This is a genomic window from Micromonospora sp. LOL_024, from assembly GCF_048060415.1.
Classification (GTDB): Bacteria; Actinomycetota; Actinomycetes; order Mycobacteriales; family Micromonosporaceae; genus Micromonospora.
In genome coordinates this window covers 67,242-92,475 of record NZ_JBHMIS010000013.1, presented here as the reverse complement: position 1 = coordinate 92,475, position 25,234 = coordinate 67,242, and the positions used below count along the sequence as shown (strand labels likewise).

Below are 25,234 nucleotides of genomic sequence, written 5' to 3'. Positions count from 1 at the left end.
AAGGTAAGACAACCGATCGCTAGCGACTGGTGAGTTGCGCCAATCTGACTCAACCCTGACTTGACGATCGACGGTGGCGTGGCACTATTGAGCCAAGTTCACTCAACTTGAGGTGGGGTCGCCACGCGCGGCACCCGCTGACCAGGGCGGCAGGGCAGCCTGTCACCTGCTCAACGTTACGAAGCGAGGAAGCGAAGATGGCACGTGCGGTCGGTATCGACCTCGGCACGACGAACTCCTGCGTCAGCGTTCTGGAGGGCGGTGAGCCCACCGTCATCGCCAACGCAGAGGGCTCGCGGACGACCCCGTCGATCGTCGCGTTCGCCCGCAACGGCGAGGTGCTCGTCGGCGAGGTGGCCAAGCGTCAGGCGGTGACGAACCCGGACCGGACGATCCGCTCCGTGAAGCGGGAGATCGGCACCAACTGGTCCGTCGACATCGACGGCAAGAAGTACACCCCGCAGGAGATCTCGGCCCGCACGCTGATGAAGCTCAAGCGTGACGCGGAGGCCTACCTGGGCGAGCAGATCTCCGACGCGGTGATCACCGTCCCGGCCTACTTCAACGACGGCCAGCGCCAGGCCACCAAGGAGGCCGGTGAGATCGCCGGCTTCAACGTCCTGCGGATCGTCAACGAGCCGACCGCGGCCGCCCTGGCGTACGGGCTGGACAAGGGCTCCAAGGAGCAGACCGTCCTGGTCTTCGACCTCGGCGGCGGCACCTTCGACGTGTCGCTACTGGAGCTGGCCGAGGGCGTCATCGAGGTCAAGTCGACCAGCGGCGACAACCTGCTCGGTGGCGACGACTGGGACCAGCGGATCATCGACCACCTGGTGAAGACCTTCCGCGGCGAGCACGGCATCGACCTGGCGCAGGACAAGATGGCGATGCAGCGGCTCAGGGAAGCGGCCGAAAAGGCCAAGATCGAGCTGTCCGCCGCCACCACCTCCAACATCAACCTGCCGTACATCACCGCCGGCGCGGCCGGACCGCTGCACCTGGACGTGACCCTCAGCCGGGCCGAGTTCCAGCGGATGACGCAGGACCTGCTGGACCGCTGCAAGGGCCCGTTCGAGCAGGCCGTGAAGGACGCGGGCATCAAGGTCGCCGACGTCGAGCACGTGATCCTGGTCGGCGGATCGACCCGGATGCCGGCGGTGACCGACCTGGTCAAGCAGCTCACCGGCCGCGAGCCCAACAAGGGCGTCAACCCGGACGAGGTCGTCGCCGTCGGTGCCGCCCTCCAGGCCGGTGTGCTCAAGGGCGAGGTCAAGGACGTACTGCTGCTCGACGTCACCCCGCTGAGCCTCGGCATCGAGACCAAGGGCGGCATCTTCACCAAACTGATCGAGCGGAACACCACCATCCCGACCAAGCGCTCCGAGGTGTTCACCACCGCTGACGACAACCAGCCGTCGGTGCTGATCCAGGTGTTCCAGGGTGAGCGCGACATCGCCGCGTACAACAAGAAGCTCGGCACCTTCGAGCTGACCGGCCTGCCGCCGGCCCCGCGTGGGGTGCCGCAGATCGAGGTCACCTTCGACATCGACGCCAACGGCATCGTCAACGTCCACGCCAAGGACCTGGGCACCGGCAAGGAGCAGAAGATGACCATCACCGGCGGCTCCTCGCTGCCGAAGGATGACATCGAGCGGATGCGCCGGGACGCCGAGGAGCACGCGGAGGAGGACAAGCGTCGCCGCGACGAGGCCGAGAGCCGCAACGTGGCCGAGGCCCTGCAGTGGCAGACCGAGAAGTTCGTGGCCGAGAACGGTGACAAGCTCCCGGCGGAGAACCGCGACAAACTGAACGAGGCCCTCGGCGAGCTGCGCGGTGCGCTGGGTGGCAGCGACATCGAAAAAATCAAGTCGTCGCACGAGAAGCTCGCGCAGGTGTCGCAGGAGGCGGGCTCGCTGCTCTACGCCCAGCAGGCCGAGCAGACCCAGCCGGAGGGCGGTGCTGGTGCGAGCGGTGCCGGTGCTGCCGATGGTGCGGGTACGGCCGGCCCCGGCGCGGCCGGTGGCGCGCGGCCCGGGACGGACGACGTGGTCGACGCGGAGATCGTGGACGAGGACAAGAAGTGACGGTCCTGGCGACACGAGCTCACGGGCAGAGGGATGAGGTAGTCGTATGACGGAGAAGCCACGAGCCGCCGACCCGGGTCGCACCGGGTCGGCGCCGGGTGGCTCGGCGTCCGAGCCGGCCACCGGCGACGCGCCGCGGGTCGTCGTCCGCAACAACCGCAAGATCAGCCAGATCAGCGAGCCGGCGGGTACCGCAGCCGACGCCGGGCCGAACGTGCCGGCGGAGGGCCTGGTCGAGGACGCCGAGGTGGTGGTCGACTCGATCGAGGTCGAGACCAGCGCGCTCAGCGAATCGTCGGCCAGCGAGGACGCGCCGGTGGTGGACTCACCGGCGCAGCCCGTCGGGGAGCCGTCGGAGCCGACCGACGGCGGGCCCGCCGAGCTGGCGGCGCTTCGCGCCGAGCTTGAGGAGCGGACCCGGGACGTGCAGCGGGTGTCGGCCGAGTACGCCAACTACCGCAAGCGGGTCGAGCGGGACCGCGGCCTGGTCACCGAGCAGGCGACCGGTTCGGTGCTCGCAGCCCTGCTACCCATCCTGGACGACTTCGACCGGGCCAGGGAGCACGGCGATCTCGTCGGCCCGTTCGGATCGGTGGCCGAGCAGCTGACCACCGCGCTGGGCAAGTTCGGGTTGACTCCGTTCGGCGTGCAGGGTGACCCGTTCGACCCGACGCGACACGAGGCGGTGGCCCATCAGACCTCGGCCGACGTGACCGAGCCGACCTGCGTGCAGGTGATGCGTCGGGGCTACCAGATCGGTGAGCGACTGCTGCGGCCCGCGATGGTCGCGGTGGCCGAACCGGAATAGTGCGCGACGGTCACCTGGCCGCCCCGCTCGCCGACACCCGGCGGGCGGGGCGACTCGGGCCCGGGGCGGGGAGGAGGTGCACGGGTGAGTTCCAAGGACTGGATCGAGAAGGACTTCTACGCAGTCCTGGGGGTGGCGAAGACCACTCCCGGTGACGACATCAAGAAGGCGTACCGGAAGCTGGCGCGCGAGTCGCACCCGGACCACAATCCTGGCGACCAGCGGGCCGAGGAACGCTTCAAGGCGGTCTCCGAGGCGTACGCGGTGCTCGGCGACGACGTGAAGCGCCGCGAGTACGACGAGTTGCGTTCGCTCTTCGGCTCGGGTGCGTTCCGGCGCGGCGCCCGCCAGCCGGGTCAGCCGGGCGGCGTGCCGTTCGATGTCTCCGACCTGTTCGGCGGCGGCGCACAGGCCGCCGGTGGCCGTTTCGCCGGCGGTGGCATCTCCGACCTCTTCAGCTCGATGTTCTCCGGTGGTGGGGGTGGTGCGGGCGCCCCCGGCCCGGCCCGGGGGCGCGACGTCGAGACCGAGGTGGCGCTCGACTTCAACGATGCCGTCCGGGGCGTCACCCTGCCGTTGACGCTGCGGGCGCCGGGTGTCTGCGACACCTGCCACGGCAACGGCGCCAAGCCCGGTACCCAGCCACGGGCCTGCCCGGTCTGTCACGGTGTCGGCAGGACCAACCGGAACCAGGGTGCGTTCAGCTTCTCCGAGCCGTGCCGTAACTGTCAGGGCGTCGGCACCGTGGTGGACGAGAAGTGCCCGGAGTGCCAGGGCAGCGGCGGGGTCACCAGGACTCGGACGCTCAACGTCCGCTTCCCCGGCGGGGTGGCTGACGGCCAGCGGATCCGGCTGACCGGTCGGGGCGAGCCGGGCGAGCGCGGCGGCCCGGCGGGTGACCTGTTCGTGCTCGTGAGGGTCCGGCCGGACGACCTGTTCGGGCGCGCCGGCGACGACCTGACCCTGACCGTCCCGATCACCTTCACGGAGGCGGTGCTCGGCACCGACCTGCGGGTGCCGACTCTCGACGGCGTGGTGACGCTGCGGGTGCCGCCGGGCACGCCGAGCGGGCGGATCCTGCGGGCCCGGGGCAAGGGGGTCAGCCGCCGGGACGGCCAGGCCGGCGACCTGCTGGTCACCCTCGACGTGGTGGTGCCGGCGAAGGTCTCCGACGAGGCGCGGGCGGCGCTGAAGACGTTTGCCGAGCAGACCCCGCCGGCGGCCCGGGAACATCTCGACGCACGGATGCGTCGGGTCGGTTGATCGGTGAAGCGGTGCGGAGGTGAGCGGGATGAGCGGGTTTCTCGGCTCGGACGACCCTACCTACGAGGCCAAGGTGCTGATGATCTCGGTTGCGGCGCGGATGGCGGGGATGCACCCGCAGACGCTGCGTCAGTACGACCGGCTCGGTCTGGTGCAGGCCGGCCGGGCGGCGGGCGGCGGGCGGCGGTACAGCGTCCGGGACGTGGTGCTGCTGCGTGAGGTGCAGCGGCTCAGTCAGGACGACGGGGTCAACCTCGCCGGGATCAAGCGGATCATTGGGCTGGAGCAGTTGCTGGAGCAGGCGCAGCAGCGGGTCGCCCAGCTGGAGGCCGAGCTGGAGGCCGCGTACCGTCGGATGGCCGAGCTGGAGTCGTTGGCCCGCTTTCCCGGACGGGATCTGGTCCCGACCAACCAGACCTCGACCGCCCTGGTGGTTTGGCGGCCCCGCCGCGGCCCTGGCCGGTGACCCGGGTCGCTCCGGCGGCCGTGCCCACACTTGACGGAAACTCGAGCGCGAGCCAGGTTGGCTCCGTTAGCCTGATGAAATCAGGTTTAACCACCTGAATCCGGACTCCGAGTTGGCGGGGGAGTTATGGCGGAATCGGCGAGGACGGTGGCCGAAGAGGCGGAGCATCGGCTCGACAACCTGGCCGACAACGTCCGGCAGCGATTCGACCGGATCTCCGGCGGACGCTTCTCCGACCAGGTGAAGTCCGGCAGGTTCAGAGGCTCGGGCGACTCGGGTGAAGCCCGCAGGAGCGTCCACGTCGGCCACGGCGCCGGCCGGGCGCGTAGCGAGCAGCATCGTCGCCCGCGGGGCGGACCGGCCCGCTGAGGACCTGCTGACGTGCGGGCCGGGAGCCACGGGGGGTCCCGGCCCGTTCGCCGTCAGACCGCCACGGCTTCGACCGGACCGGAGCTGGGACCTCAGAGCCGGCGGTTCTCCCGCACCAGCCCACCCTCGCACCACTCCCGGTAGACGAACAGCTCCGGCCGGGACAGCAGCACCCGGCTGTTGTGCGCCCACGCCCGCATCATCTCGTCACCACTGCGCTCGGCCTGGTCGACGAGCTTGCGGAAGCGCCGCTTCGGGTGGGCCCGGAAGTTCGTCCGGATCCCGTCCGCGGCGTAGATGTAGAGGCAGTGCAGTGCGAAGCGGCGGGCCGGGCAGCGCGCGTCCATCGCCAGTTCGAACAGCGTCATCACCAGCCGGTCGCCGGAGACCAGCAGGTCCCAGTCGGGCGGCATGGACGTCAACGGGACGGAATCCGGGTGGTACGCCCAGGCCCGCAACTCCGCCGGGGTCGGATCGACGGGGTTGGCAAAGCCGTGGAACGTTGACTCCTGCACGCTCACCGGCCAACCTTCCGCTCTCCACCTGCGGGGGCGTCTGCCCGCCACGAACCCTGGCTGCTGGGGCGAAACGTTAACGCGTACTGGTGAGTCACGGGTAGTCCCGCGGGCGGCAATTCGGCATCTGTCCGCCATCCGGGAGCGGCTGACGCCCGAAAACGTCGGCCGGGTTCATTCGGACACCGGCGCCGGGCGCGCCCGCTGGGCCCTGGCCCGTCCGCGGAGCCACTGCTTGAACCAGTCCAGGTCCGGCAACCGGGCGAGCATCGGCCCGGTCACCACCGTGATGAGCACGTACGCCGTGGCGAGCGCCGCCAACTGAGGCTCGACGCTGCCGGCGGCCACCGCCAGCCCGGCGATGACGATGGAGAACTCTCCCCGGGGTATGAGTGCCAGCCCGGCGCGCCAGCGTCCCGGCTCGGCGATGCCGGCCCGCCGGGCCGCCAGGTAGCCGGTCAGCGTCTTCGTTCCCATCGTCACCAGTGCGAGCAGCAGCGCCGGCAGCAGCACCGGTGGGATGTCCCGCGGGTCGGTGACCAGACCGAAAAAGACGAAGAAGACGGCGGCGAACAAGTCCCGCAGCGGCGTCAACAGTTCCGTGGCGTGGTGGGCGACCGGCCCGGAGAGCGCGATGCCGACCAGGAAAGCACCGACCGCCGCCGACACCTGGAGTTTTGCCGCGATCCCGGCCACCAGCAGGGTCAGGCCGAGCACCCCGAGCAGCAGCGCCTCGGCGTCGTCGGCAGACATCAACTGGGAGATGACCTTGCCGTACCGGACGGCGACCACCAGCACCGCGATCACGGTCAGCACCGCGATGCCCAGGCCGAGGCCGCCCTCGGCCAGACCGACGCCAGCCAGCAGGGCGGTCACCAGGGGCAGGTAGAACGCCATCGCCAGATCCTCGATCACCAGCACCGAGAGGACCACCGGCGTCTCCCGGTTACCGAGCCGGCCCAGGTCGGCAAGGACCTTGGCGATCACGCCGGAGGAGGAGATCCAGGTGATCCCGGCGAGCACCACCGCGGCCACCCAACCCCAGCCGAGCAGCAGCGCGAAGGCCGCTCCCGGCAGTGCGTTGAGCAGTACGTCGATCAGCCCGGCCGGCGCGGACGCTCGGAGGTTGCCGATCAGTTCGGTGGCCGAGTACTCCAGGCCGAGCATCACCAGCAGCAGGATCACGCCGATCTCCGCGCCGACGGCGAAGAACTCCTCGCTGGCGTTGAGTTCCACGATGCCGCCGTGGCCGAAGGCGAGTCCGGCGAGCAGGTACAGCGGGATCGGCGACAGGCCGATCCGGCGGCTCAGCCGGCCGAGCAGACCGAGCAGGAACAGCAGCGCGCCGACTTCGACAAGCAGGGTCGTGGTTTCGTGCATCCGCGTCTCAGCCGTCCGGATCGCCGTCGGCGAAGATGGCCGTCACAGCGTCGAGACCGTGGCGGGTCCCGACGACGACCACCACGTCGCCGGCGATGAACCGGTACGAGGGAGCCGGAGAGACATTCACCTCGCCGTCGCGCAGCACGGCCACGATCGAGGCGCCGGTGCGCGTCCGGGCTTTCGTGTCCCCCAGCTGCCGATTGACGTACGGCGAGCTGGCCGGAATCGCGACCTGCTCGGTGAGCAGCCCGGCGGCCTGCTCCCGCAGCCCGGAGAGCTGGCCGAGCATCAGCGACGCGCCGAGGATGTCGGCCAGCGCCTCCGCCTCGTCATCGGTGAGCGGAATGTCCGCCGAGCAGGCATCCGGGTCATCCGGGTCGTAGAGGACGAGGTCCCGCCGGCCGCTGCGGTGGGAGACGACGCCGAGGCGGCGACCCGACTCCGTCACCATGTCGTGGCGGACACCGATCCCCGGCAAGGCAGTCTGTTCGACACGTACTCGCACCTGGCCAACGCTACCGGCACGGTAGCGGGCACGACCTGTGGGCCACCTGACACGGACGGCTGAGGGGCAGCTCAGGCGAGTTGGGTGAGGCGACAGGTCAGCGCGGGTCGGCCACTCCTGTTGCCGGCCGGAATCAAGCCTGGTATCCGGTCGGTGGCCGATCTGGGTGACCCAGCTCACACCGCAGGACTTGAGTGGAATAGGCTCAAGTCTGGTTGTGTCGGTACCAGTGGACACACCGATCCAGGGGAGCCCATGAACACCGAACGCCTCACCACCAAGAGCCGCGAGACCATTACCGGCGCCGTGGCCCTGGCGAACCAGCGCGGGCACGCCACCGTCGAACCGTGGCACCTGCTGCTGTCGCTGCTGGAAACCGAGGGCTCGACCGCTGCCGGCCTGCTGCGCGCCGTCGGGGCCGACCCCGCCGAGCTGCGCCGGGCCGCGCAACGGGCGGTCGACGCGCTGCCCGCCGCCCGGGGTTCGAGCATCGCGGAGCCGACCCTGGCTCGCGAGTTCGTCAACGCCATCGGCGCCGCTGAGCAGATCGCCCGCCCGCTGGGCGACGAGTACATCTCCACCGAGCACCTGCTCGCCGGCCTGGCCAGGGTCGGTGGTGCCGTCTCCGGAGCGCTCCGGGCCGCCGGTGCCACCGAGGAGAGCCTGGTCGCCGCCTTCCCACAGGTGCGTGGCGGCGACCGTCGGGTCACCACCGCCGACCCGGAGCAGACCTTCCAGGCGCTGGCCAAGTACGGCGTCGACCTGACCGCGAGCGCGCGGGACGGCAAGATCGACCCGGTGATCGGCCGAGACTCCGAGATCCGTCGGGTGATCCAGGTGCTCTCCCGGCGTACCAAGAACAACCCGGTGCTGATCGGCGAGCCCGGCGTCGGCAAGACCGCGATCGTCGAGGGCCTGGCCCAGCGGATCGTCGCCGGTGACGTGCCCGAGTCGCTGCGCGACAAGAAGCTGGTGTCGCTCGACCTCGGCTCCATGGTCGCCGGTGCGTCGTACCGGGGCCAGTTCGAGGAGCGGTTGAAGTCCGTGCTGGAGGAGATCAAGAACTCCGACGGTCAGGTCATCACCTTCCTCGACGAGCTGCACACCGTGGTCGGCGCCGGCAAGGGCGAGGGCTCGATGGACGCCGGCAACATGCTCAAGCCGATGCTGGCCCGTGGTGAGCTGCGCATGGTCGGTGCGACCACGCTGGACGAGTACCGCGGGCACATCGAGAAGGACCCGGCCCTGGAACGCCGCTTCCAGCCGGTGCTGGTCGGTGAGCCCACCGTGGAGGACACCATCGGCATCCTGCGCGGGCTCAAGGAGCGCTACGAGGTGCACCACGGCGTACGCATCACCGACGCCGCGCTGGTCGCCGCCGCAACCCTCTCCGACCGGTACATCACCGACCGGTTCCTGCCGGACAAGGCGATCGACCTCGTCGACGAGTCGGCGTCCCGGCTCCGGATGGAGATCGACTCGCGACCGGTCGAGGTGGACGAGATCGAGCGGGCGGTCCGCCGGCTGGAGATCGAGGAGATGGCGTTGGCCAAGGAGCCGGACGCCGCCTCAGCCGAGCGCCTGGCACGGCTGCGCAAGGAGTTGGCCGACAAGCGTGAGCAGCTCACCGTCCTATCCGAGCGCTGGCAGACCGAGAAGAGCCACATCACCAAGCTCTCCACCGCGAAGGAGGAGTTGGAGCGGCTCGGCGGCGAGGCCGAGCGGGCCGAACGCGACGGCGAACTGGAACGCGCCGCCGAGCTGCGGTACGGCCGGATTCCCGCGCTCAAGGTCGAGCTGGCCAACGCCGAGGAGGAGCTGGCCCGGCTCCAGTCCGCCGGTGCGATGCTCAAGGAGGAGGTCGGCGCGGACGACATCGCCGCCGTGGTCGCCTCCTGGACCGGCATCCCCGCCGGTCGACTGCTGGAAGGCGAGACCGCCAAGTTGCTGCGGATGGAGGAGTCGCTGCGCAAGCGCGTGGTCGGCCAGGCCGAAGCGGTCGGCGCGGTCTCCGACGCGGTACGCCGGGCCCGGGCCGGCGTCGCCGACCCGGACCGCCCGACCGGCAGCTTCCTCTTCCTCGGCCCGACCGGTGTCGGCAAGACCGAGCTGGCCAAGGTGCTCGCCGAGTTCCTCTTCGACGACGAGCGGGCCATGGTCCGCATCGACATGAGCGAGTACGGTGAGAAGCACACGGTGGCCCGCCTGGTCGGTGCTCCGCCCGGCTACATCGGCTACGAGGAGGGCGGTCAGCTCACCGAGGCGGTCCGCCGCAGGCCGTACTCGGTGATCCTGCTGGACGAGGTGGAGAAGGCGCACCCGGACGTCTTCGACATCCTGCTCCAGGTGCTCGACGACGGCCGGCTGACCGACGGCCAGGGGCGTACGGTCGACTTCCGAAACGTGATCCTGATCCTCACCTCGAACCTCGGCTCGGCGCTGATCAGTGACCTGATGCTGGCCGAGGAGCAGCGCCGCGAGGGCGTCCTCGCGATGGTCCGGTCCCATTTCAAGCCGGAGTTCCTCAACCGGCTCGACGACATCGTGGTCTTCGCCGCGCTGCTCGGCGACGACCTGCGGGCCATCGTGGACATCCAGCTGGCCCGGTTGCGCCGCCGGCTCGCCGACCGTCGCCTGTCACTCGACATCACCGACGCCGCCGGTGGCTGGCTCGCCGAGCACGGGTACGACCCGATCTACGGCGCCCGCCCGCTACGCCGCCTGGTCCAGTCCGCGATCGGCGACCAGCTCGCCAGGGCACTGCTCGCCGGCCAGATCCGCGACGGCGACACGGTGCGGGTCGATCTCGCCGACGGCAAGGACGGCCTGTCGGTGACGGCCGCCCGTTCACCGAGCGGGAACGGCCGGCCCGGGTGAGGATGGAGGCATGTTCGGCATGCGGCGCAAGGAGGAGTCGGAGCTGGCGAGGGCGGTATCGGAACTCGCCCACGCCGGCACCCTCGCGTTCGGCGGGGTGGGGATCGCGGGTTCGGTGCTGGCGGAGACGGAGGCGTACCAGCGGATCGTCGCGGCACTGACCGACCAGCCCGACGAGGTACGCGACCTGCTCGACCGCCTGCTCACGACCGGCACCCCGGCCGGCCGGGTGTACGCCGCCAGCCTGCTGGAGCGACTCGACCCGGTGAGAGGGCGGGCGGCCTGGACGGTGCTGCGTGGCGATACTACGCAGCTGAGCACGGCCACCGGCTGCGTCATGGGGAGCACCACCGTCGGCGAGTACGCCACCGAGCGGATCGCCACGGCCTGATCCGTCCGCCCGGTCAGGCCGTCCGGTCGACAGTGCCGGGGCTCGCGGTCGGACGCCGATCGGGGCGAGTGCGATCGGTAGTCCGATGGCGGGACGTCCGCGTCGCGCGGATCATGGTTAGCGTATCCGCGACCTGTCTCGGAGGTGACCGGGTGGACGGTGCATCGGGATACCTGGTGGCGCTCGGGTGCCTGGCCGGGTTGGTCGTGGTCGTGGTCGTGGTCGTGGTCGTGCTGCGGTGGCGGCGGCGCGACCGTTCGCGGCGACCGGTCGGCCGGCGGCAGCCGTACGGCGGCCCGCGACGTGATCCGCGTCGGATCGCGGTCGGTGACATCGTCGAGATCGGCGACCTCGCCTACCGGGTGCGTGGCTCGATCCGGCTGGTCGAGGGCGGATGGAGCTGGGCACAGCATCTCTTCGACGACGTCGACGGCCGGCACCGGCTGTCCGTGGCGGAGGATCCCGGCTTCGACCTGGTGCTGTGGGAGCCCGCGTCGCGCACCGTCGCCGTCGATCCGGGCGCTCCGGTCGTGGAGCTCAATGGCCGCCGGTACAGCTGGCACGAGTCCGGCCAGGCGCGCTACACCGCCTCCGGCGGCACCGGCCTCGCGCCGAGCGGCACCATGCGCTATCACGACTACCGGGCACCGGGTGGGGCGCGGCTCACTTTCGAGGCGTACGGCGAGGCCGGCTGGGAGATGGCCCGTGGGGAGCGGCTCGATCGCGGCGACGTGACCGTCCATCCGCAGAACGGCTCCTGACGCTGCCGAAAATCCGTTCCGCCACTTGGCCAGCCCGGATGGCCGATGACGCGCCGACCAGTCGGCGTCCTGTCATGCCAGGACGGCCTGTTGCAGATACGGTGAAGCGCACTTGAGGGAAGGAAAAAAGTGGTCGATCCCCAGAACACGCCCACCCGGTCCCGGCCGGGCGTGGTCACGATATCCACCTACCTGCTGTTGCTGTTCGCGATCTGCCAACTGATCAGCATGGTCATCTCGCTGGCCACCATCGGCACCGTCCGCGAGGTGATGGAGGAGGCATACGAGGGCTCCACCGTAGAAGGAGCGGAGAACGTCGCCGGTCTGACGGTCGCCCTCGGCGTGGGCTCCGCCATCTTCCTGCTGGCGGTGTCGTTCGCACTGTTCGGCCTGGGTCTGCTGAACCTTCGGGGCAAGAACGGCTCCCGGATCGCCACCTGGATCGTCGGCGGCATTCTGTTCTGCTGCGTGGGCCTCAGCCTGCTCAGCGGGGTGGCCGGCGGCTTCAGCGCGCCGGGCGGAACCAGCGGCGACATGCCCAGCGGCGAGGAGATCCAGCGTCAGCTGGAGGAGGCGCTGCCGGGCTGGGTCACTCCGGTCAGCATCCTACTCGGCGTGATCAGTCTGATCTCGCTGCTGGTCGCGCTGATCCTGCTGGCACTGCCGAAGGCCAACGAGTTCTTCCGCAAGCCGACCGCGCAGTGGGAGCCGCCCGCGCCCGGCGGCACCTACCCGGGCCAGCCCGGCTACCCGGCGGCACCGGGTCACCCGGGCGCCACGCCCATCGTGCCCGGCTATCCGGGCACCTCGCAGCCACCGGCCGAACCGGTTCACCCGGCCTCCGGTGGCCAGCCACCGGCCGGCGACCCGGGCAGCCAGCCTGGCGGGTTGAGCGGGCAGACCCCTCCGGCCAGCGGCCCAGAGCAGTCCGGTGAGCAGCCACCCACCGATCGCCCTGGCTGACCGCCGGTGATTTAGGCACGACTGCGGCGGTCCCTCCGAGTAGGTTGCTTCCGAACGCCTACCGGAGGGACTCGTCGTGTCGTACCCAGAACAGACACCGGTCCGCCGGCCGGCCGTGGTCGTGCTGGCCGTGGCGGTGCTGGCGGTGCTGGCGCTCGGCGCCCTCGGGTACGCGGTGGCCGGCCTGAGCGCCGTCGGCGGCACCGTCAATCGCTTCCGGGAGGCGGCCGCCGGCATCTCGGCCCCCGCCCCCGACGTCGACGCGATGGTCGCTCTGCTGTGGGCGTCGTTCATGCTGTCGGCGGTGGTGAGCGTGCTCGCCGGTGTCCTACTGGTCGGCCTGGCGCTGGGCCTCGCCGCCCGCCGCCCCGCAGTTCGGGTGGGCACCTGGGTGGTCGCCGGGTTGGGTGTGTGCTGCGGCTGCGGCAGTGTCGCCGCGCTGGGCGTGCAGCGCGCCACGCCGCTGGACTTCGGTGAGGACCGGACCACGGCCGAGTTGCTCGACCTGGTTTCGCAGGCCCACCCGTCGTGGTGGATTGCCCTCACCGCAACCCTTTCGGTCGGTCAGGTGCTCGGTTACCTTGTGGTAGCCGTGCTGCTGGCGATGCCCGGAGCCAACGCCTGGTTCCGTCGCCGCCCCGCACCACACCCGCCCACACCTGGGCACCAGCCACCCGCATCGCCGTACCAGCACTACCCGCCGTACCAGCACTACCCGCCGCCGCCCGGGGCGCCGACGTCGTCCCCGTACCCGCCGAGGTGAGCAAGCCCGTGCCGTCCGACCAGCCGAGCACCGAGCGATGGGCGTTGATCACAGGGGCAACCGCAGGAATTGGTGCCGCCTTCGCCGGGCGGCTGGCCGCCGACGGCTGGCACTTGGTGCTCGTCGCCCGCGACACGGACCGGCTGGCCGCGCAGGCCGCCGAGTTGACCGGCCGGCACGGCATCGAGACGGAGACGGTCGCGGCCGACCTGTCCACCGACGACGGATGTGCGGCGGTCGAGCGGCGACTGGCCGACGATCCTGCCGTCGAGTTGCTGGTCAACAACGCCGGGATCAGCCTGAACAGTCCGTTCCTCCGGTCGTCGCCGCAGGATGAGGCCCGGCTGTTGCGGCTCAACGTGCACGCGGTGATGCGGCTGACCCTCGTCGCGCTGCAATCGATGACCGAACGGCGCAGCGGGGCAGTGATTAATGTCTCTTCCGTCGCCGGTTTCGGTGCGGTGATGCCGGGTTCGACGTACTCGGCCAGCAAGGCGTGGGTCACAAATTTCAGCGAGTCCGTCGGTCAGTCCGCCCGCCCGTTCAGCGTACGCGTGATGGCGCTCTGCCCCGGTTACACGCGGACCGAGTTCCACCAGCGGGCCGGCATCGACATATCCGGAACTCCTGGGTGGATGTGGCTCGACGCGTCCACAGTGGTCGATGAAGCTCTGCGTGACCTGGGGAAAGGCCGACTGGTCAGCGTTCCGTCGTGGAAGTACAAGCTGGCCGGGGCGGGCCTTCGGCACGCCCCGCGCCGGCTGCTGGACGTTATCGCCCGCGACACCCGGGGACGCATCGGCCGTGATCGCGGCTGACTGGCGACCGACGACGGCGGTCCGGTGGATTGCGCGGGTCAGCGCGACTGTCGACGTAGCGTGATCGGGCATCGCCACTCATCGGTTCCCCTGAAGGGTTGACCCAGGCGGCCCGCACAGTCGCCAGATAGATTCGCGCAGTACGCTCTATCGCCATGGGGGACCATGACGACCTGCGTAAATTCATCTCCGACCTGGCTGTGGTCCATGGCCGGGTGGTGCTCTCCTCCGGGCGGGAGGCTGACTGGTACGTCGATCTGCGACGCGTCACGCTCCATCACCGGGCGGCACCGTTGGTGGGTCGGGTGATGCGGGAACTGACCGCTGACTGGTCCTACGATGCGGTGGGTGGTCTGACATTGGGTGCCGACCCGATTGCCCTGGCGATGCTGCACGAAGGCGGACGTCCGCTGGATGCGTTCGTGGTCCGCAAGGCGGGCAAGGCGCACGGGCTGCAGCGACGGATCGAGGGACCTGATGTGGCCGGTTGTCGAGTGCTGGTGGTGGAGGACACCTCCACCACCGGAGCAAGTGTGTTGACCGCCGTCGAAGCCCTTGGCGAGGCCGGGGCCGAGATCGTGGGGGTGGCGGTTATCGTTGATCGTGGCGCCGGCGACGCGGTGCGAGCCGCCGGAGTGCCGTATCGGGCGGCCTATACGTTGGCTGACCTCGGCCTTGTGGCGTAAAAGTCTGCCGATTCGTACCTGCTGATATGCAGGCGGATCGATGCTGCTGGTGGAAGGATGGAATACGTGGGAACTGCGTTGGCCGAAATGACTATGCCTCAGATCTCGCCGCTTGCCGGCGAGCCGATCGAACGCGCCGACGCCGAGCGGCTGGCGGGGGTCCTAAAGGCCCTTGCCGACCCTGCTCGGCTGCGGCTACTCAGCCTGATCCAGTCGGCGCCCGAGGGCGAGGCGTGTGTGTGTGACCTCACCGCACCGCTTGGCCTCTCGCAGCCGACGGTCAGCCACCATCTGCGCATCCTGACCGAGGCCGGTCTGCTGGAGCGGGAGAAGCGCGGTGTGTGGGCCTACTACCGGCTGGTGCCGAGTGCGATCGCTACGATCGCCGACCTGCTGACCCCTCCGCGTAAGCGGGCCACCAAAAAGGCTCGTTGAACCGGAACCGCTTGGTGGCCGCCCAGAGTCGGCAGCCACCAAGCGGTGGGCGTTAGCGGACGTGTGGCGTCTCGTATGTCTCCTCGGTGAGATCCCGGGCGGCCCGGCGCAACCGACGACGCTCGGCGATGATCATTGCCGTGACCATGACGACGCCGAGTAGGAACAGCGCGACGATGGACGGGATGCTCTCGCCCGGTGCGTGCAGGGCGCGATCCTCGGACTGCCACGGCCACAGCGCTCGTAGGCTGCCCAGGATCACTCCGGCCATCACCGCCAGAGTCACCCGGCGATGCTCTTCGAGCAGCCACTGAAGCAGCTTGACGAAGAGCGCCAGGCCGATGACCATGCCCGTCGCGAAAATCGCGAGATAGCCGAAGTCGCGGTCGTTGACGGCGCTGATGGTCGGCTCGTACAGGCCGACGGTCAGCAGCAGGAACGATCCGGACACGCCCGGCAGGACCAGCGCGCAGACCGCGACCGCCGCCGCGACCAACACGATCAGCGGATGCGGTTCGATGGTGGCCTGCGGAAGCCCGGTCAGCACGAACGCGGCCACCGCGGCGGCCACCAGGGCGAACACCTCAAGCCCGCGCCACGGCTTGCCGACCATCGAGATCGGCACCAGCACCGAGGCGAGTACCAGCCCGAGGAAGAGCCCTCTGGTCTGCTCCGGATGGTCGGCCAGCAGCGGTTCCAGCACCTTCGCCGCGATCAGCAGGCCGGGCAGCATGCCGATCAGCAGCGGGAGCACCACCTCCCAGTGCACCTGCCGGAACTGGTGCCCGGCGCGGGTCCAGCCGCGCCCGCGTGGTACGTCGGAAGCCGCGTACCGGACGGTGTTCACCAGATGCCCGGCAGATGCGATGACCCGCTCGTACACGCCGGTGACCAGCGCGATGGTCCCGCCGCTGACGCCCGGTACAGCCTCGGCCACGCCGATGGCCGCGCCGCGCAGGACGTGGCCTACCCGTTCGCCCAATGCCATGAAAGTTCCGTTTCGTGAATCGTTCGACCAGTCGCGTGTGGCGTCCGCCACGGCCATTGAGGCTACCGGTGTGTCCACTGCCGGCCCGGTCAGGTCATGGTGGTGCCCCCGCCGCTTGCGCGACGGGGGCACCACGAAAAGGTCGGGCTGCGCCCGGGTCAGACCGTGAAGTGGGTACGGCGACGGCGGGCCAGCACGAAGCCGGCCACCCCGGCGGCGAGCAACACGCCGCCGACGCCAGCGATCAGGGCGGCGTTGGCGCCGGTGATCGGCAGTTCTGAGCCGTCGCCCCCGTCGCCCTGGCCGCCCCCGTCGCCCTGGCCGCCACTCGCGTTGACGACGAGCTTGGCGACGTCGTTGGCGGGCTTCAGGTCGGCATAGAAACCACCGTCACACTGACACGGCACGTTGACCTTGACATCGCCGGCGGAGTCTGGGACGACCTTGTCGATGCGGAGACCGAAGTCCATAAGCTCCTCGTCGCCCGCCTTGATGAAGGTCCCGGCATAGCAGCGGTAGGTGCGGCCACCGGCCTCGCCCGGCCCACCCCACTCGTCCTCGCCCTTGATCGGGGAGCAGTTGTCCGGGGCCGTGACGGCACTCGTGCCGGTGGGGATCTGGATCTGCAGGTAGGTGACCGAGGAGCCGCTGCGGCCGTGGTCCAGGGTGGCCGGACCGTTGTTGCGGAAGCCAACCGTCGCGACGACCTCGTCACCGGCCGCGCCGGAGACCTTGGCGCCGATCGCTTCGAGGTCCGTGCTGTTCTTGCCGGTCACCGTCAATCTGAGGCTCGACCAGTTGTTGTCCGGCTCGGTGTCTGCCTGGAAGCCGCGCGCCGCGATGCTCGCGCCGACCTCGCTCAGCGTCAACTCGTCGCCGGTTCCCGGCTCACCGACCGTGGCACCCCGACTCTTCAGGTACGCCTCGAAGTCCTCGAACTCGGCCGGCGTCATCCAGCCGATCTCGCCGTAGTCGAAGCCCGGGGCGAACGCGTCCTTGGCGACCTGGTAGGCGAGGGTGGCGCTGTAACTGGCACCCGGCGCGAGATCGTCGGCAAAATGGCAGGTGCGCAGCTCGGTACCGACGTAAGTGCAATTGCGGTACTTCTTGCCGGCCCGGATGCCGTAGTCGTTGTAGAAGATCACGGTGACGCCCTTGGCGACCGTGGTGCCGGCATTGCTGACCTTCAGCGGTGCGGTGAACGCCTTGCCCGGAGCGGCGGACCGCTCGGTGGAGGGGCCGGCAGCCAGGTCGACGCCCTCGCCGACGCGTACCCGCGCCTCGTGGGAGACCGGGGCGAACCCGGCGGCGCTGAGACTGACCTTGATGGTGCCCTCGTCGCCGTCCTTCGCGTCCGCGGCCGGCTCGATGATCACCGGGAAGATGCCGCCGTAGCCCCACTCGTCGAGGTCCACCTCCCACGGGTAGGCGCAGATCAGCACGCTCGGCTCGGGCGTCTCACATGAGCTGGGGCTCTCCGGGCTGACCGTCGCCGTGTCGGCCAGGCCGGCGAAGTCGTACCGCACGGTGAGGTCGCGCAGGACGACCGGCGACGAGGCGTACCCGATGGCGCCTTCGATCTTTCCGGTGGAGCCGGCGGCGATGGTGGTGTCGCCGAAGTAGACGCCCAGCGAGATCTCGGCCTGCTCGGCCGAGGCAGGGTTGGCGGGTATGGCGATGGCGGCGACGAGCGCGCCGGCCACGCCCAGCCCGGCTAGCCGGCGCCGGGTGCGGTGGGTTGGCATGAAGGGGGTCCTCCCGTGAGGTCGCAGGTGAAGCCCCCGGATATTAAGGAACGCCTAAGTCTTTCGCTGCCCGGGTCGAATGTGCTGGCCGAAGATCAGCCGAACGGTTGGTAGATGGACCGATGCGGTAGGGGGCGCAGCCCGCCGACGCCGCCGGTCAGCGGTAGTCGTCCTCGTCGGCACTCACGACGCGGGCCTGCTCCATCGCGTCCCAGTCGTCGACCTCCAAGCCGCGGTGCGGCTCGGCATCCAGCCCGGTTGGGTTGACCACGGCGGCCTGCTCGACCGCGTCGGCCGGTTCGGCCTCCGGGTCGCGCTCCTCCGGACTGAGGTGGTCGCCGGGGGCGAAATCCTCGTCGGGCTGGCCCATTCGGTGCCTCCGGGTAGTCGGTGGACGGTACCCACCCACGGTACGGTCTGTGTCGCTGTCTCGCTGGGAAGCGGGTGGGCCGCCGGCCCGGCGATGGCCCGGCGCGAGCGTTGCCGAGTCGGGCCGAACCACACACCGGCGCCAGCGACCGGTGCCAAACTGGTGCCGTGGGCTTTCTCATCCGGTTGGCGGTGACCGCCGTCGCCCTGTGGATCACCACGCTTGTCGTACCCGGGGTCGAGGTGACCGGCCGGACCGGCTACGACACGGCGTTCACCCTGATCGTCGTAGCGTTGATCTTCGGTGTGGTCAACGCGGTGCTGAAGCCGCTCATCAAGGTGGTGGGCTGCGTCTTCTACCTGTTGACGCTCGGCCTGTTCGCGCTGGTGGTCAACGCCCTGTTGTTCCTGCTGACCGACCGGATCGCCCGGGCCCTCGATCTGCCGTTCGAGGTGGACGGCTTCTGGGCGGCCTTCTGGGGCGCCATCGTGATGGCGGTGGTGACCTGGCTGATCAGCGTCGTGCTACCGGACTCCGCGGACCGACGGTGAACCGGCCCGGTTGTGCCCGGCCGGCTCAGCTACGGGATACTGCCCGCGGAGGACAGCGCGGTCCGGCGTACCCAGGGGAGCTGGCGGCTATCCGGCCGGCTCCCCGGCGAGACCAGCCGGCCGCGCGGCCGGCCCCTCAAGGGTGACCAGTCGGTCGCACGGCCGGCACCAGCCGGCCACCCGGCCGGCCACCACGGAGAACAGCGGCCGCACGGCCGACAGCGGCAAGTAAGGAGCGTTCGACATGCCCATCGCTTCCCCCGAGGCTTACGCCGAGATGCTGGACCGCGCCAAGGACGGCCGGTACGCGTACCCGGCGATCAACGTGACGTCCTCACAGACGCTGAACGCGGCGCTCAAGGGCTTCGCCGACGCGGAGAGCGACGGCATCGTCCAGGTCTCGACCGGTGGTGCCGAATACCTTTCCGGCCCGTCGATCAAGGACATGGTCACCGGCGCCGTGGCGTTCGCCGCGTACGCGCACGAGGTGGCCAAGAAGTACCCGGTGAACATCGCGCTGCACACCGACCACTGCCCCAAGGACAAGCTGGACAAGTTCGTCCGGCCGTTGATGGCCATCTCGCAGGAGCGGGTCAAGCGCGGCGAGCAGCCGCTGTACCAGTCGCACATGTGGGACGGCTCGGCCGTACCGGTGGCGGAGAACCTGGAGATCGCCGCCCAACTGCTCGACGAGGCGGCCAAGGGCAAGATCGTCCTGGAGATCGAGGTCGGTGTCGTCGGTGGCGAGGAGGACGGCGTCGAGAACGCCATCAACGACAAGCTCTACACGACCGTCGACGACGGCCTGGCCATGGTCGAGGCGCTCGGTCTGGGTGAGAAGGGTCGCTACATGGCGGCGCTGACCTTCGGCAACGTGCACGGCGTATACAAGCCGGGCAACGTCAAGCTCCGGCCGGAAATCCTCAACCAGATCCAGGAGGCGGTCGGCGCCAAGCACGGCAAGGACAAGCCGCTCAGCCTGGTCTTCCACGGAGGCTCCGGCTCGCTGCTCTCGGAGATCCGCGAGGCGCTCGACTACGGCGTGGTGAAGATGAACATCGACACCGACACCCAGTACACCTTCTCCCGCCCGGTCGCCGACCACATGCTCCGCAACTACGACGGCGTACTGAAGGTCGACGGTGAGGTCGGCAACAAGAAGATGTACGACCCGCGGGTGTGGGGCAAAGCCGCCGAAACCGGCATGGCCGCCCGGGTGGCGGAGGCCTGCGAGCACCTACGCTCGACCGGCACCACGATGACCAAGTGACCCACTCACGCTGATCATCCGGCGGCCGGTCCCCACCAGGGGGCCGGCCGCCGCGCTGTGCCGGGCATTGATAGGGGACCCTCCTCCACCGGAGGCGTTGACAGGGGCCCTTCCTTACTCGGTCAGCAGGCGGACGGCCTCGTGGACGTCATCGGTCAGGTGCACCGTGCCCGACAGGTCGCCGAACGGCGAGCCGACCAGCAGCGGGCGCAACAGCGACTCCACCGGCAGCTCCTTCGTCCAGTACGCGCGGTCCAGGAAAACGTACGCGCCGCTGATCCCGTCGGTGCCGTAGTAGGTCTTGGTGGCCGCCTGGAACACCTCCTGCACGGTGCCGGCCCCGCCGGGAGCGAAGACGATGCCACCCCGGGCGAGCCGCAGGATGGTGTCCTCACGGATCGCGTTCGAGAAGTACTTGGCGATCCGGCCGGCGAACAGGTTCGCCGGTTCGTGACCGTAGAGCCAGGTCGGGATGGCCAGTCCGCCGCAGCTCGCCCAGTCCAGCCCGCCGGTGGTCAGCGCGGTCGAGTCCGCCCGGTAGGCGGCGACGGGTTCGGTCTCGTTTCCGGGCGGCAGCACCGACCGGCCGAAGGACTCCCTTACCCGCAGCGCCGCCGCCGTGTAGCGGTCGTGGTCGGTGAAGTCCGGTGCGGTGGAGAGCACATCGATGGCGGCGGTGAGATCCTCGGCCGGCCGGGTCGACAGGTACGCGCCGAGGTTCGCTGCCTCCATCACCCCGGGCCCGCCGCCGGTCACCACCAGCCGGTGGGCCCGCGCCAGCTCCCGCCCGAGCACCGCCGCCATCCGGTACGGAGCGCTGCCCCGACGTACCGCGTGGCCACCCATCACTCCGACCACGGACTGCGGCCCGTGGGTGGCCAGCCAGGCCCGGGTGGCGTCGGCTAGCGCATTGTCGATGCCGTGGTCGTGCAGGCGCTGGCCGAGTGCCTCCCGGACGTCCGGCAGCGCCCCGCCGTGGGCGCGAAAATGCGCGTACACCCGGGTGTCGTACATGGCGGCGGAGCCGCCCTCGGTGAAGCCGGCGGCCAGATCCTGCGGGGTGTAGAGGTGAGACGGCTGGGTCGGGTACGGGAGCCCGGAGAACGGCGGCACCACGTTGGCGCCGCGCCGGACCAGGTCGGCGCCGACCTGCCGGGAGGCGAAGCGGCAACCGACGAAAAGCGTCCCGGTAACCGCTACGTCGGTGAAGTCGGGAAACGGGTCCAGATCCAGCCGGAGCCCCTGGACGGTGAGCCCGACCAGGCTGCCGGTGGCCAGCCGCCGGTCGAACTCGGCCCTGGTCTGAATCTCGTCTGTCCAGGTGTGCGGCTCGATGACGTCCGCAGGGGGTGGAGTCGGCACCCGATCATCCTGCCCGGCCGGCGTGGCCACGCCGGACGCGGCCCGGCGGGTAGGAAACGGAGTTGGAGAGTCGGGCGGGAGCCCGGCGGCCTGGCCGGGCTCCCGCATCCGGTTCCTGGGGAGGCTCCGGATCCACAGTTGTAGTGGAAACGGTCCGATTCCGGCATGGGCCGCAGGCGTGACAGGCCTCTCGGCCGTTCAGCCGACCCGGTTACCCGCCCCGCGCGCGGGCCCGCCAGCGAAGCGGGTTGAATGAGACGATGCAGAACCTCTTGCCTGAGCCGCCCGCCACCCTCCTGCCCGCCCACGTCGAGGCCGACGACGCTCTGGCCGCGGCCGAGCAGGACGGCAGCGAGGAGGCATTCGCCTCGGTGGCAGCCCGATTTCCTACGAACAGTGCGGCCTGGGCCGCGCTGGCCACTCGGGCCTTCGCCCAGGGGCAGGTCGTCGCGGCGTACGCGTACGCCCGCACCGGCTACCACCGAGGTCTGGACCAGTTGCGCCGTAGCGGCTGGAAGGGACACGGGCCGGTGCCGTGGTCGCACGAGCCGAACCGCGGCTTCCTGCGCTGTCTCTACGTGCTGTCCCGGGCGGCCGACGCGATCGCCGAGGCGGACGAGGCGGCCCGCTGTGCCCAGTTCCTCCGCGACTGCGACCCGGCTGCCGCCGATGCGCTGGCCAGCAGCTGACCCACCCGGCGGCGGTCCCGGCCGGCCGAGGAAGCCGGCCGGCCGCGCCGCCCCTCCGGCCAGCGTCACAGTCCCTCGGCCACCGCCGCGGCAATCTTGAGCCACGCGTCCCGGGTCGCCGCCGAGAGTTGGGCGTACCGGAGCGGCTCGCCGGTGTCGATGAGCCGTTCGTACGGAGCCAGCAGCACCGCCCGGGTGCGGGCGGCGAAGTGTTCCTGGATCGCCGGCAGGTCGATCTCCTTGCGGGACGGCGGCATGGAGACCACGGTGACCGCCTGCCGGACCAACCGGTGCCGCCCGCTCTGCTCCAGGTGGTCGAGCATCCGCGCGGCGGTCTCGGCCGAGTCGTTACGGGCCGACATGGTGACCAGCAGTTGGTCGGTCGCGTCCATCGCGGCCTGCCAGTTCTGCGCCCGGACGTTGTTGCCGGTGTCCACGAAGATCAGCTTGTAGAAGCGGCTGACCACCTCGCGGATCTCCCCGAAGGCGGCGGCGGTGAGCATCTCACCGCCGGTGGCCGACTCGTCGGAGGCGAGGACGTCGAACATCCCCTCGCCCTGCGAGCGGACGTACTGCGACAGGTCGCCGACCCGCCCCTGTGCGCCGTGGAACTGGCCGAGATCCCGGAGCAGATCACGCACCGTACGTGAATGGAAGTCCTGCTGGGCGCGCATACCGAGGGTGCCCTGGGTCTCGTTGTTGTCCCAGGCCAACACGTAGCCGCCGCGATTCTGACCGAAGGTCATCGCCAGCAGCAGGATGGCGACGGTCTTGCCGGCGCCGCCCTTCGGGTTGACCACGGTCACCTGCCGTAGCCCACCGAAGTTGCGGCGGACCATCTCGATGTCCCGCTTGCGTTCCAGCTCGTACCGCCCCGGCGGGAGCTTCACCAGTCCCGTCTTGTTGACAACGGCGCGGAGCCCGGTCGTGGCGACCGGATCGGCCGGGCGCACCTGCCGTCGGCGGGCGAAGTCCTCCGCGGTGGGCGCGGCACCGGTCTCCGGGCTCCAGGCTGGCTCGGCGTACCCCGGGGGTACCCGGGACGTCGGGTTCGCCGGCTGGTGGGGCTGTGGCGGCACCGGTTGGTTGACCGGCGGCGGCGCGTTCTGCTGCCAGGGTGCCGGTTGCCAGGCCGGCTGCGGCGGGAACGGACCGGGCGGTGTCGCCGCGTACGGCGGCTCGGCCTGCGGCGGCATCGGCTCCGGATACTGCGGCGCAGGTGGGCCCGCGTCCGGCGGTGGCGCGTGGGGGTTCGGCGGTAGCACAGTCGGCTGGCTCCCGGGACCGTGCTGCGGTACGGGCGGACTGCCGTGCTGCTGCGGGGGCAGGAAGGGGGGTGGGCCGGCCGGCTGGGGAGTCGGCGTTTTGGCAACCGGCCGGGGCATCGGTGGCAGCGGCTGGGCCGGCCCGGCCCAGCCGGGGCGCGCGGGGCGGTCGGTGTCCTCGACGGGTGCGGGTGTGTCGGAGACGGTACGCTGCGGCGGGTAGGCCCACGGCGACTCCGTCTGCGGTCGGGCCGCCGCGGGTGCGTCGCCCTCGCAGTTCTCTGTGCCGTCGGAGCCGCTCGGGCCGGTGGCTGCCGCAGCGTCTGCCACGGTGCCGGGCTCTTCGTCGGCCGCTGAGCGGAGCGACCCGGTCCCGGGCACCCCCACGTCGCGGGCGGGGGCGAGCGAGGTGGGCCGGTCCAGGGTGAAGGGTAGGTCGAGGTCGACCCGGCCGGACGCCGGCCGCGGTGCGGGCGGGCCAGGCGGGGTCGACACCCCGACGGCTGACTCCGGCGAATCCGGCTTCCGGACGGGGGTGGTGTCCGGCTCCCAACCGGTGACGGGCGGTCCACCACCGGTCAACGACGGATAGTCGGCTGGTGACGGCGGGTAGCCAGTCGACTGGTGGTGGCCGGCCGACGGGGCAGGCGGAACCGGCGGCGGCGCACCCCAGGCCGGCGGTTCGGAGCCGTCGATCTGGTCCGGTGGCCAGAGTGGTTCGATGTCCCGCTCCGGCACCGCATGCTGGCCGGGCATGTTCACCCGGTCGGCGTTCTCGTCCACCACGGATCCTCCCCATTCCTCCTGCCGAGGATAGGCCCACCGGCCGATCCCGGCCGCCGGCGCGTCGGCGGGGGGTCAGACCTGCCAGACCGCCCAGGCGCCCGGCTCGGTCCACCAGGACCGCTTACGTGTCAACTGCCCCTGCACCCCGTCGTCCAGGTACGGCAGCGGGGCCGCGTCCCGGGGCAGTACCGATACCGCCCGACCGCGTGCCCGACGGACCTCCAGCCGGATCCGGCGTCGCCCGAAACGCGACCGGGTGACCACCGGCACGGCCACCGCCACCTCGACCAGCCCGTCGGTCGGGTCAGGTGCGGCTAGCAGGGTCACGTCGTCGAGCCGGGCGTACCTGCCCGCGTTGCCGATCGCACAGGCCAGCAGCGGATCGTCGCCGGCGGAGAGGATCACGTCGTCCACCTCCACCCGGCCGCGCCAGTGCAGCGGGCGGCCGTCCTCGGCGGCGGCGCCGAGCAGCGCACCGTCCATGGTCACCGAGCCGCCGTCGTTGCGCAGCAGGTCGAGCCGGCGCGCGGCGCCGTCGAGCACCGCGGCGGCCACCGCGGCCGGATCCCGGGGCAGCCCGAGCTGCGCGGCGAGGTCGCTGCGCGCCGCGCTGCGCGCCGGGTCGAGCGGCAGTACGCCGATCGGGGGCAGGTCCGGCACCGTTCGGTTGTCGGCCAGGTCAGCCGGGCGGCGGCTGGGCGGCGGCGCGTATCGCCGGACCAGTCGGCGTAGCACGGCCCGCAACTGTGCGTCACCGGCCACGGCGAGCACGAGGCGGGTCTTGGAGTCGGGGTCGGGCCAGGTGAGGCCGTCCGGTCGGGGCGGTCCGTCCAGCCGGGCCAACACCTCGTCAATTTCCGCATCTGAGCGGGCGGTCAGCGTCTCGACTCGTGCACCACGGGCGGTTAGCGCGTCCGAGCAGGCCAGTACGGGCACGCGCGGCGTCTCGCAACGCTCGTCCCGGGCGTGGGCGGCCTCGGTCGCACCGCCGCAGCAGGCATCGCCGCTGCCACACCCGGCTCCTGGAGCGTCGCGCTCCGCGCCCAGGGTGAGCAGCACCACGTCGTACACGGGTAGCTCCCTCTGCTCCTCTCGACGCGACCCCTGCCGGTCGTGCCGTC

Annotated in this window: 25 protein-coding genes; 16 read left to right on the top strand and 9 right to left on the bottom strand. The window is 70.7% G+C overall.

Annotated features, from left to right (window positions below; all coding sequences use genetic code 11):
- Positions 1–197: 197 nt before the first annotated feature.
- The 5 genes from dnaK (at position 198) to ACFHWY_RS16015 (ending at position 4,990) form a co-directional block, all read left to right on the top strand.
- Positions 198–2,084, top strand: coding sequence for a molecular chaperone DnaK (dnaK, locus tag ACFHWY_RS16035; RefSeq protein WP_416580986.1), 1,887 nt, complete (start codon positions 198–200; stop codon positions 2,082–2,084).
- A 46-nt stretch (positions 2,085–2,130) separates the two neighbouring features.
- Complete coding sequence (grpE, locus tag ACFHWY_RS16030; RefSeq protein ID WP_416580985.1) at positions 2,131–2,892, top strand: nucleotide exchange factor GrpE; 762 nt, start codon at positions 2,131–2,133, stop codon at positions 2,890–2,892.
- An 84-nt stretch (positions 2,893–2,976) separates the two neighbouring features.
- Entirely contained in the window at positions 2,977–4,155 is a 1,179-nt protein-coding gene (gene dnaJ, locus ACFHWY_RS16025) for a molecular chaperone DnaJ (protein ID WP_416580984.1), read from the top strand.
- A gap of 28 nt (positions 4,156–4,183) precedes the next feature.
- Entirely contained in the window at positions 4,184–4,621 is a 438-nt protein-coding gene (locus ACFHWY_RS16020) for a heat shock protein transcriptional repressor HspR (protein ID WP_416580983.1), read from the top strand.
- A 126-nt stretch (positions 4,622–4,747) separates the two neighbouring features.
- Positions 4,748–4,990 (top strand): hypothetical protein, encoded by a 243-nt coding sequence (locus tag ACFHWY_RS16015; protein WP_416580982.1) that lies wholly within the window; start codon positions 4,748–4,750, stop codon positions 4,988–4,990.
- A gap of 92 nt (positions 4,991–5,082) precedes the next feature.
- On the opposite strand, the gene ACFHWY_RS16010 is transcribed toward ACFHWY_RS16015, so the two are convergent.
- From ACFHWY_RS16010 to ACFHWY_RS16000, 3 genes are all read right to left on the bottom strand, one after another.
- The gene (locus tag ACFHWY_RS16010; RefSeq protein ID WP_416580981.1) at positions 5,083–5,511 is read right to left on the bottom strand and encodes a hypothetical protein; all 429 of its coding nucleotides are present in this window, start codon (positions 5,509–5,511) and stop codon (positions 5,083–5,085) included.
- A gap of 168 nt (positions 5,512–5,679) precedes the next feature.
- On the bottom strand, positions 5,680–6,885 hold the full coding sequence (locus ACFHWY_RS16005; protein WP_416580980.1) for a cation:proton antiporter: 1,206 nt from the start codon (positions 6,883–6,885) through the stop codon (positions 5,680–5,682).
- A 7-nt stretch (positions 6,886–6,892) separates the two neighbouring features.
- Positions 6,893–7,393 (bottom strand): cation:proton antiporter regulatory subunit, encoded by a 501-nt coding sequence (locus tag ACFHWY_RS16000; protein ID WP_416580979.1) that lies wholly within the window; start codon positions 7,391–7,393, stop codon positions 6,893–6,895.
- Positions 7,394–7,648: 255 nt separating this feature from the next.
- Between ACFHWY_RS16000 and clpB the strand changes: the two genes are divergently transcribed.
- The 8 genes from clpB to ACFHWY_RS15960 all read left to right on the top strand — a co-directional run bounded on the left by clpB (position 7,649) and on the right by ACFHWY_RS15960 (position 15,087).
- Positions 7,649–10,270, top strand: coding sequence for an ATP-dependent chaperone ClpB (clpB, locus tag ACFHWY_RS15995; RefSeq protein ID WP_416580978.1), 2,622 nt, complete (start codon positions 7,649–7,651; stop codon positions 10,268–10,270).
- A gap of 10 nt (positions 10,271–10,280) precedes the next feature.
- A complete protein-coding gene (locus tag ACFHWY_RS15990; RefSeq protein ID WP_416580977.1) occupies positions 10,281–10,661 on the top strand; it encodes a hypothetical protein in 381 nt (126 codons plus the stop codon).
- A gap of 152 nt (positions 10,662–10,813) precedes the next feature.
- Positions 10,814–11,422 carry a DUF4178 domain-containing protein gene (locus ACFHWY_RS15985; RefSeq protein ID WP_416580976.1) on the top strand — a complete coding sequence of 203 codons (609 nt, stop codon included), beginning with the start codon at positions 10,814–10,816 and terminating at the stop codon, positions 11,420–11,422.
- A 129-nt stretch (positions 11,423–11,551) separates the two neighbouring features.
- On the top strand, positions 11,552–12,385 hold the full coding sequence (locus ACFHWY_RS15980) for a hypothetical protein (RefSeq protein ID WP_416580975.1): 834 nt from the start codon (positions 11,552–11,554) through the stop codon (positions 12,383–12,385).
- Positions 12,386–12,461: 76 nt separating this feature from the next.
- Positions 12,462–13,148, top strand: coding sequence for a hypothetical protein (locus tag ACFHWY_RS15975; RefSeq protein ID WP_416580974.1), 687 nt, complete (start codon positions 12,462–12,464; stop codon positions 13,146–13,148).
- Between the two features lie 8 nt (positions 13,149–13,156).
- Entirely contained in the window at positions 13,157–13,966 is an 810-nt protein-coding gene (locus ACFHWY_RS15970) for an SDR family NAD(P)-dependent oxidoreductase (protein ID WP_416581023.1), read from the top strand.
- A gap of 155 nt (positions 13,967–14,121) precedes the next feature.
- Positions 14,122–14,652 carry an orotate phosphoribosyltransferase gene (locus ACFHWY_RS15965; RefSeq protein ID WP_416580973.1) on the top strand — a complete coding sequence of 177 codons (531 nt, stop codon included), beginning with the start codon at positions 14,122–14,124 and terminating at the stop codon, positions 14,650–14,652.
- Between the two features lie 57 nt (positions 14,653–14,709).
- Complete coding sequence (locus tag ACFHWY_RS15960) at positions 14,710–15,087, top strand: ArsR/SmtB family transcription factor (RefSeq protein ID WP_007454255.1); 378 nt, start codon at positions 14,710–14,712, stop codon at positions 15,085–15,087.
- A gap of 52 nt (positions 15,088–15,139) precedes the next feature.
- Here ACFHWY_RS15960 and ACFHWY_RS15955 read toward each other — a convergent pair whose 3' ends face one another.
- The 3 genes from ACFHWY_RS15955 to ACFHWY_RS15945 form a co-directional block, all read right to left on the bottom strand.
- Positions 15,140–16,075 (bottom strand): DUF368 domain-containing protein, encoded by a 936-nt coding sequence (locus ACFHWY_RS15955; RefSeq protein ID WP_416580972.1) that lies wholly within the window; start codon positions 16,073–16,075, stop codon positions 15,140–15,142.
- 158 nt (positions 16,076–16,233) lie between these two features.
- Complete coding sequence (locus ACFHWY_RS15950; protein ID WP_416580971.1) at positions 16,234–17,820, bottom strand: LPXTG cell wall anchor domain-containing protein; 1,587 nt, start codon at positions 17,818–17,820, stop codon at positions 16,234–16,236.
- 157 nt (positions 17,821–17,977) lie between these two features.
- Positions 17,978–18,190, bottom strand: coding sequence for a hypothetical protein (locus ACFHWY_RS15945; protein WP_416580970.1), 213 nt, complete (start codon positions 18,188–18,190; stop codon positions 17,978–17,980).
- Between the two features lie 167 nt (positions 18,191–18,357).
- On the opposite strand from ACFHWY_RS15945, the gene ACFHWY_RS15940 reads away from it, so the two are divergent.
- On the top strand, positions 18,358–18,741 hold the full coding sequence (locus ACFHWY_RS15940) for a phage holin family protein (RefSeq protein WP_416580969.1): 384 nt from the start codon (positions 18,358–18,360) through the stop codon (positions 18,739–18,741).
- A 244-nt stretch (positions 18,742–18,985) separates the two neighbouring features.
- Entirely contained in the window at positions 18,986–20,011 is a 1,026-nt protein-coding gene (gene fbaA, locus ACFHWY_RS15935) for a class II fructose-bisphosphate aldolase (RefSeq protein WP_416580968.1), read from the top strand.
- A gap of 114 nt (positions 20,012–20,125) precedes the next feature.
- Here fbaA and ACFHWY_RS15930 read toward each other — a convergent pair whose 3' ends face one another.
- Positions 20,126–21,373 carry an LOG family protein gene (locus ACFHWY_RS15930; RefSeq protein WP_416580967.1) on the bottom strand — a complete coding sequence of 416 codons (1,248 nt, stop codon included), beginning with the start codon at positions 21,371–21,373 and terminating at the stop codon, positions 20,126–20,128.
- A 260-nt stretch (positions 21,374–21,633) separates the two neighbouring features.
- On the opposite strand from ACFHWY_RS15930, the gene ACFHWY_RS15925 reads away from it, so the two are divergent.
- On the top strand, positions 21,634–22,062 hold the full coding sequence (locus ACFHWY_RS15925) for a DUF3151 domain-containing protein (protein WP_416580966.1): 429 nt from the start codon (positions 21,634–21,636) through the stop codon (positions 22,060–22,062).
- A 65-nt stretch (positions 22,063–22,127) separates the two neighbouring features.
- Here ACFHWY_RS15925 and ACFHWY_RS15920 read toward each other — a convergent pair whose 3' ends face one another.
- Both ACFHWY_RS15920 and ACFHWY_RS15915 read right to left on the bottom strand, forming a co-directional pair.
- The gene (locus ACFHWY_RS15920) at positions 22,128–24,110 is read right to left on the bottom strand and encodes a chromosome partitioning protein (RefSeq protein ID WP_416580965.1); all 1,983 of its coding nucleotides are present in this window, start codon (positions 24,108–24,110) and stop codon (positions 22,128–22,130) included.
- Positions 24,111–24,185: 75 nt separating this feature from the next.
- Positions 24,186–25,184: a hypothetical protein gene (locus ACFHWY_RS15915; RefSeq protein WP_416580964.1), complete on the bottom strand. Its 999-nt coding sequence runs from the start codon at positions 25,182–25,184 to the stop codon at positions 24,186–24,188.
- Positions 25,185–25,234: the final 50 nt, after the last annotated feature.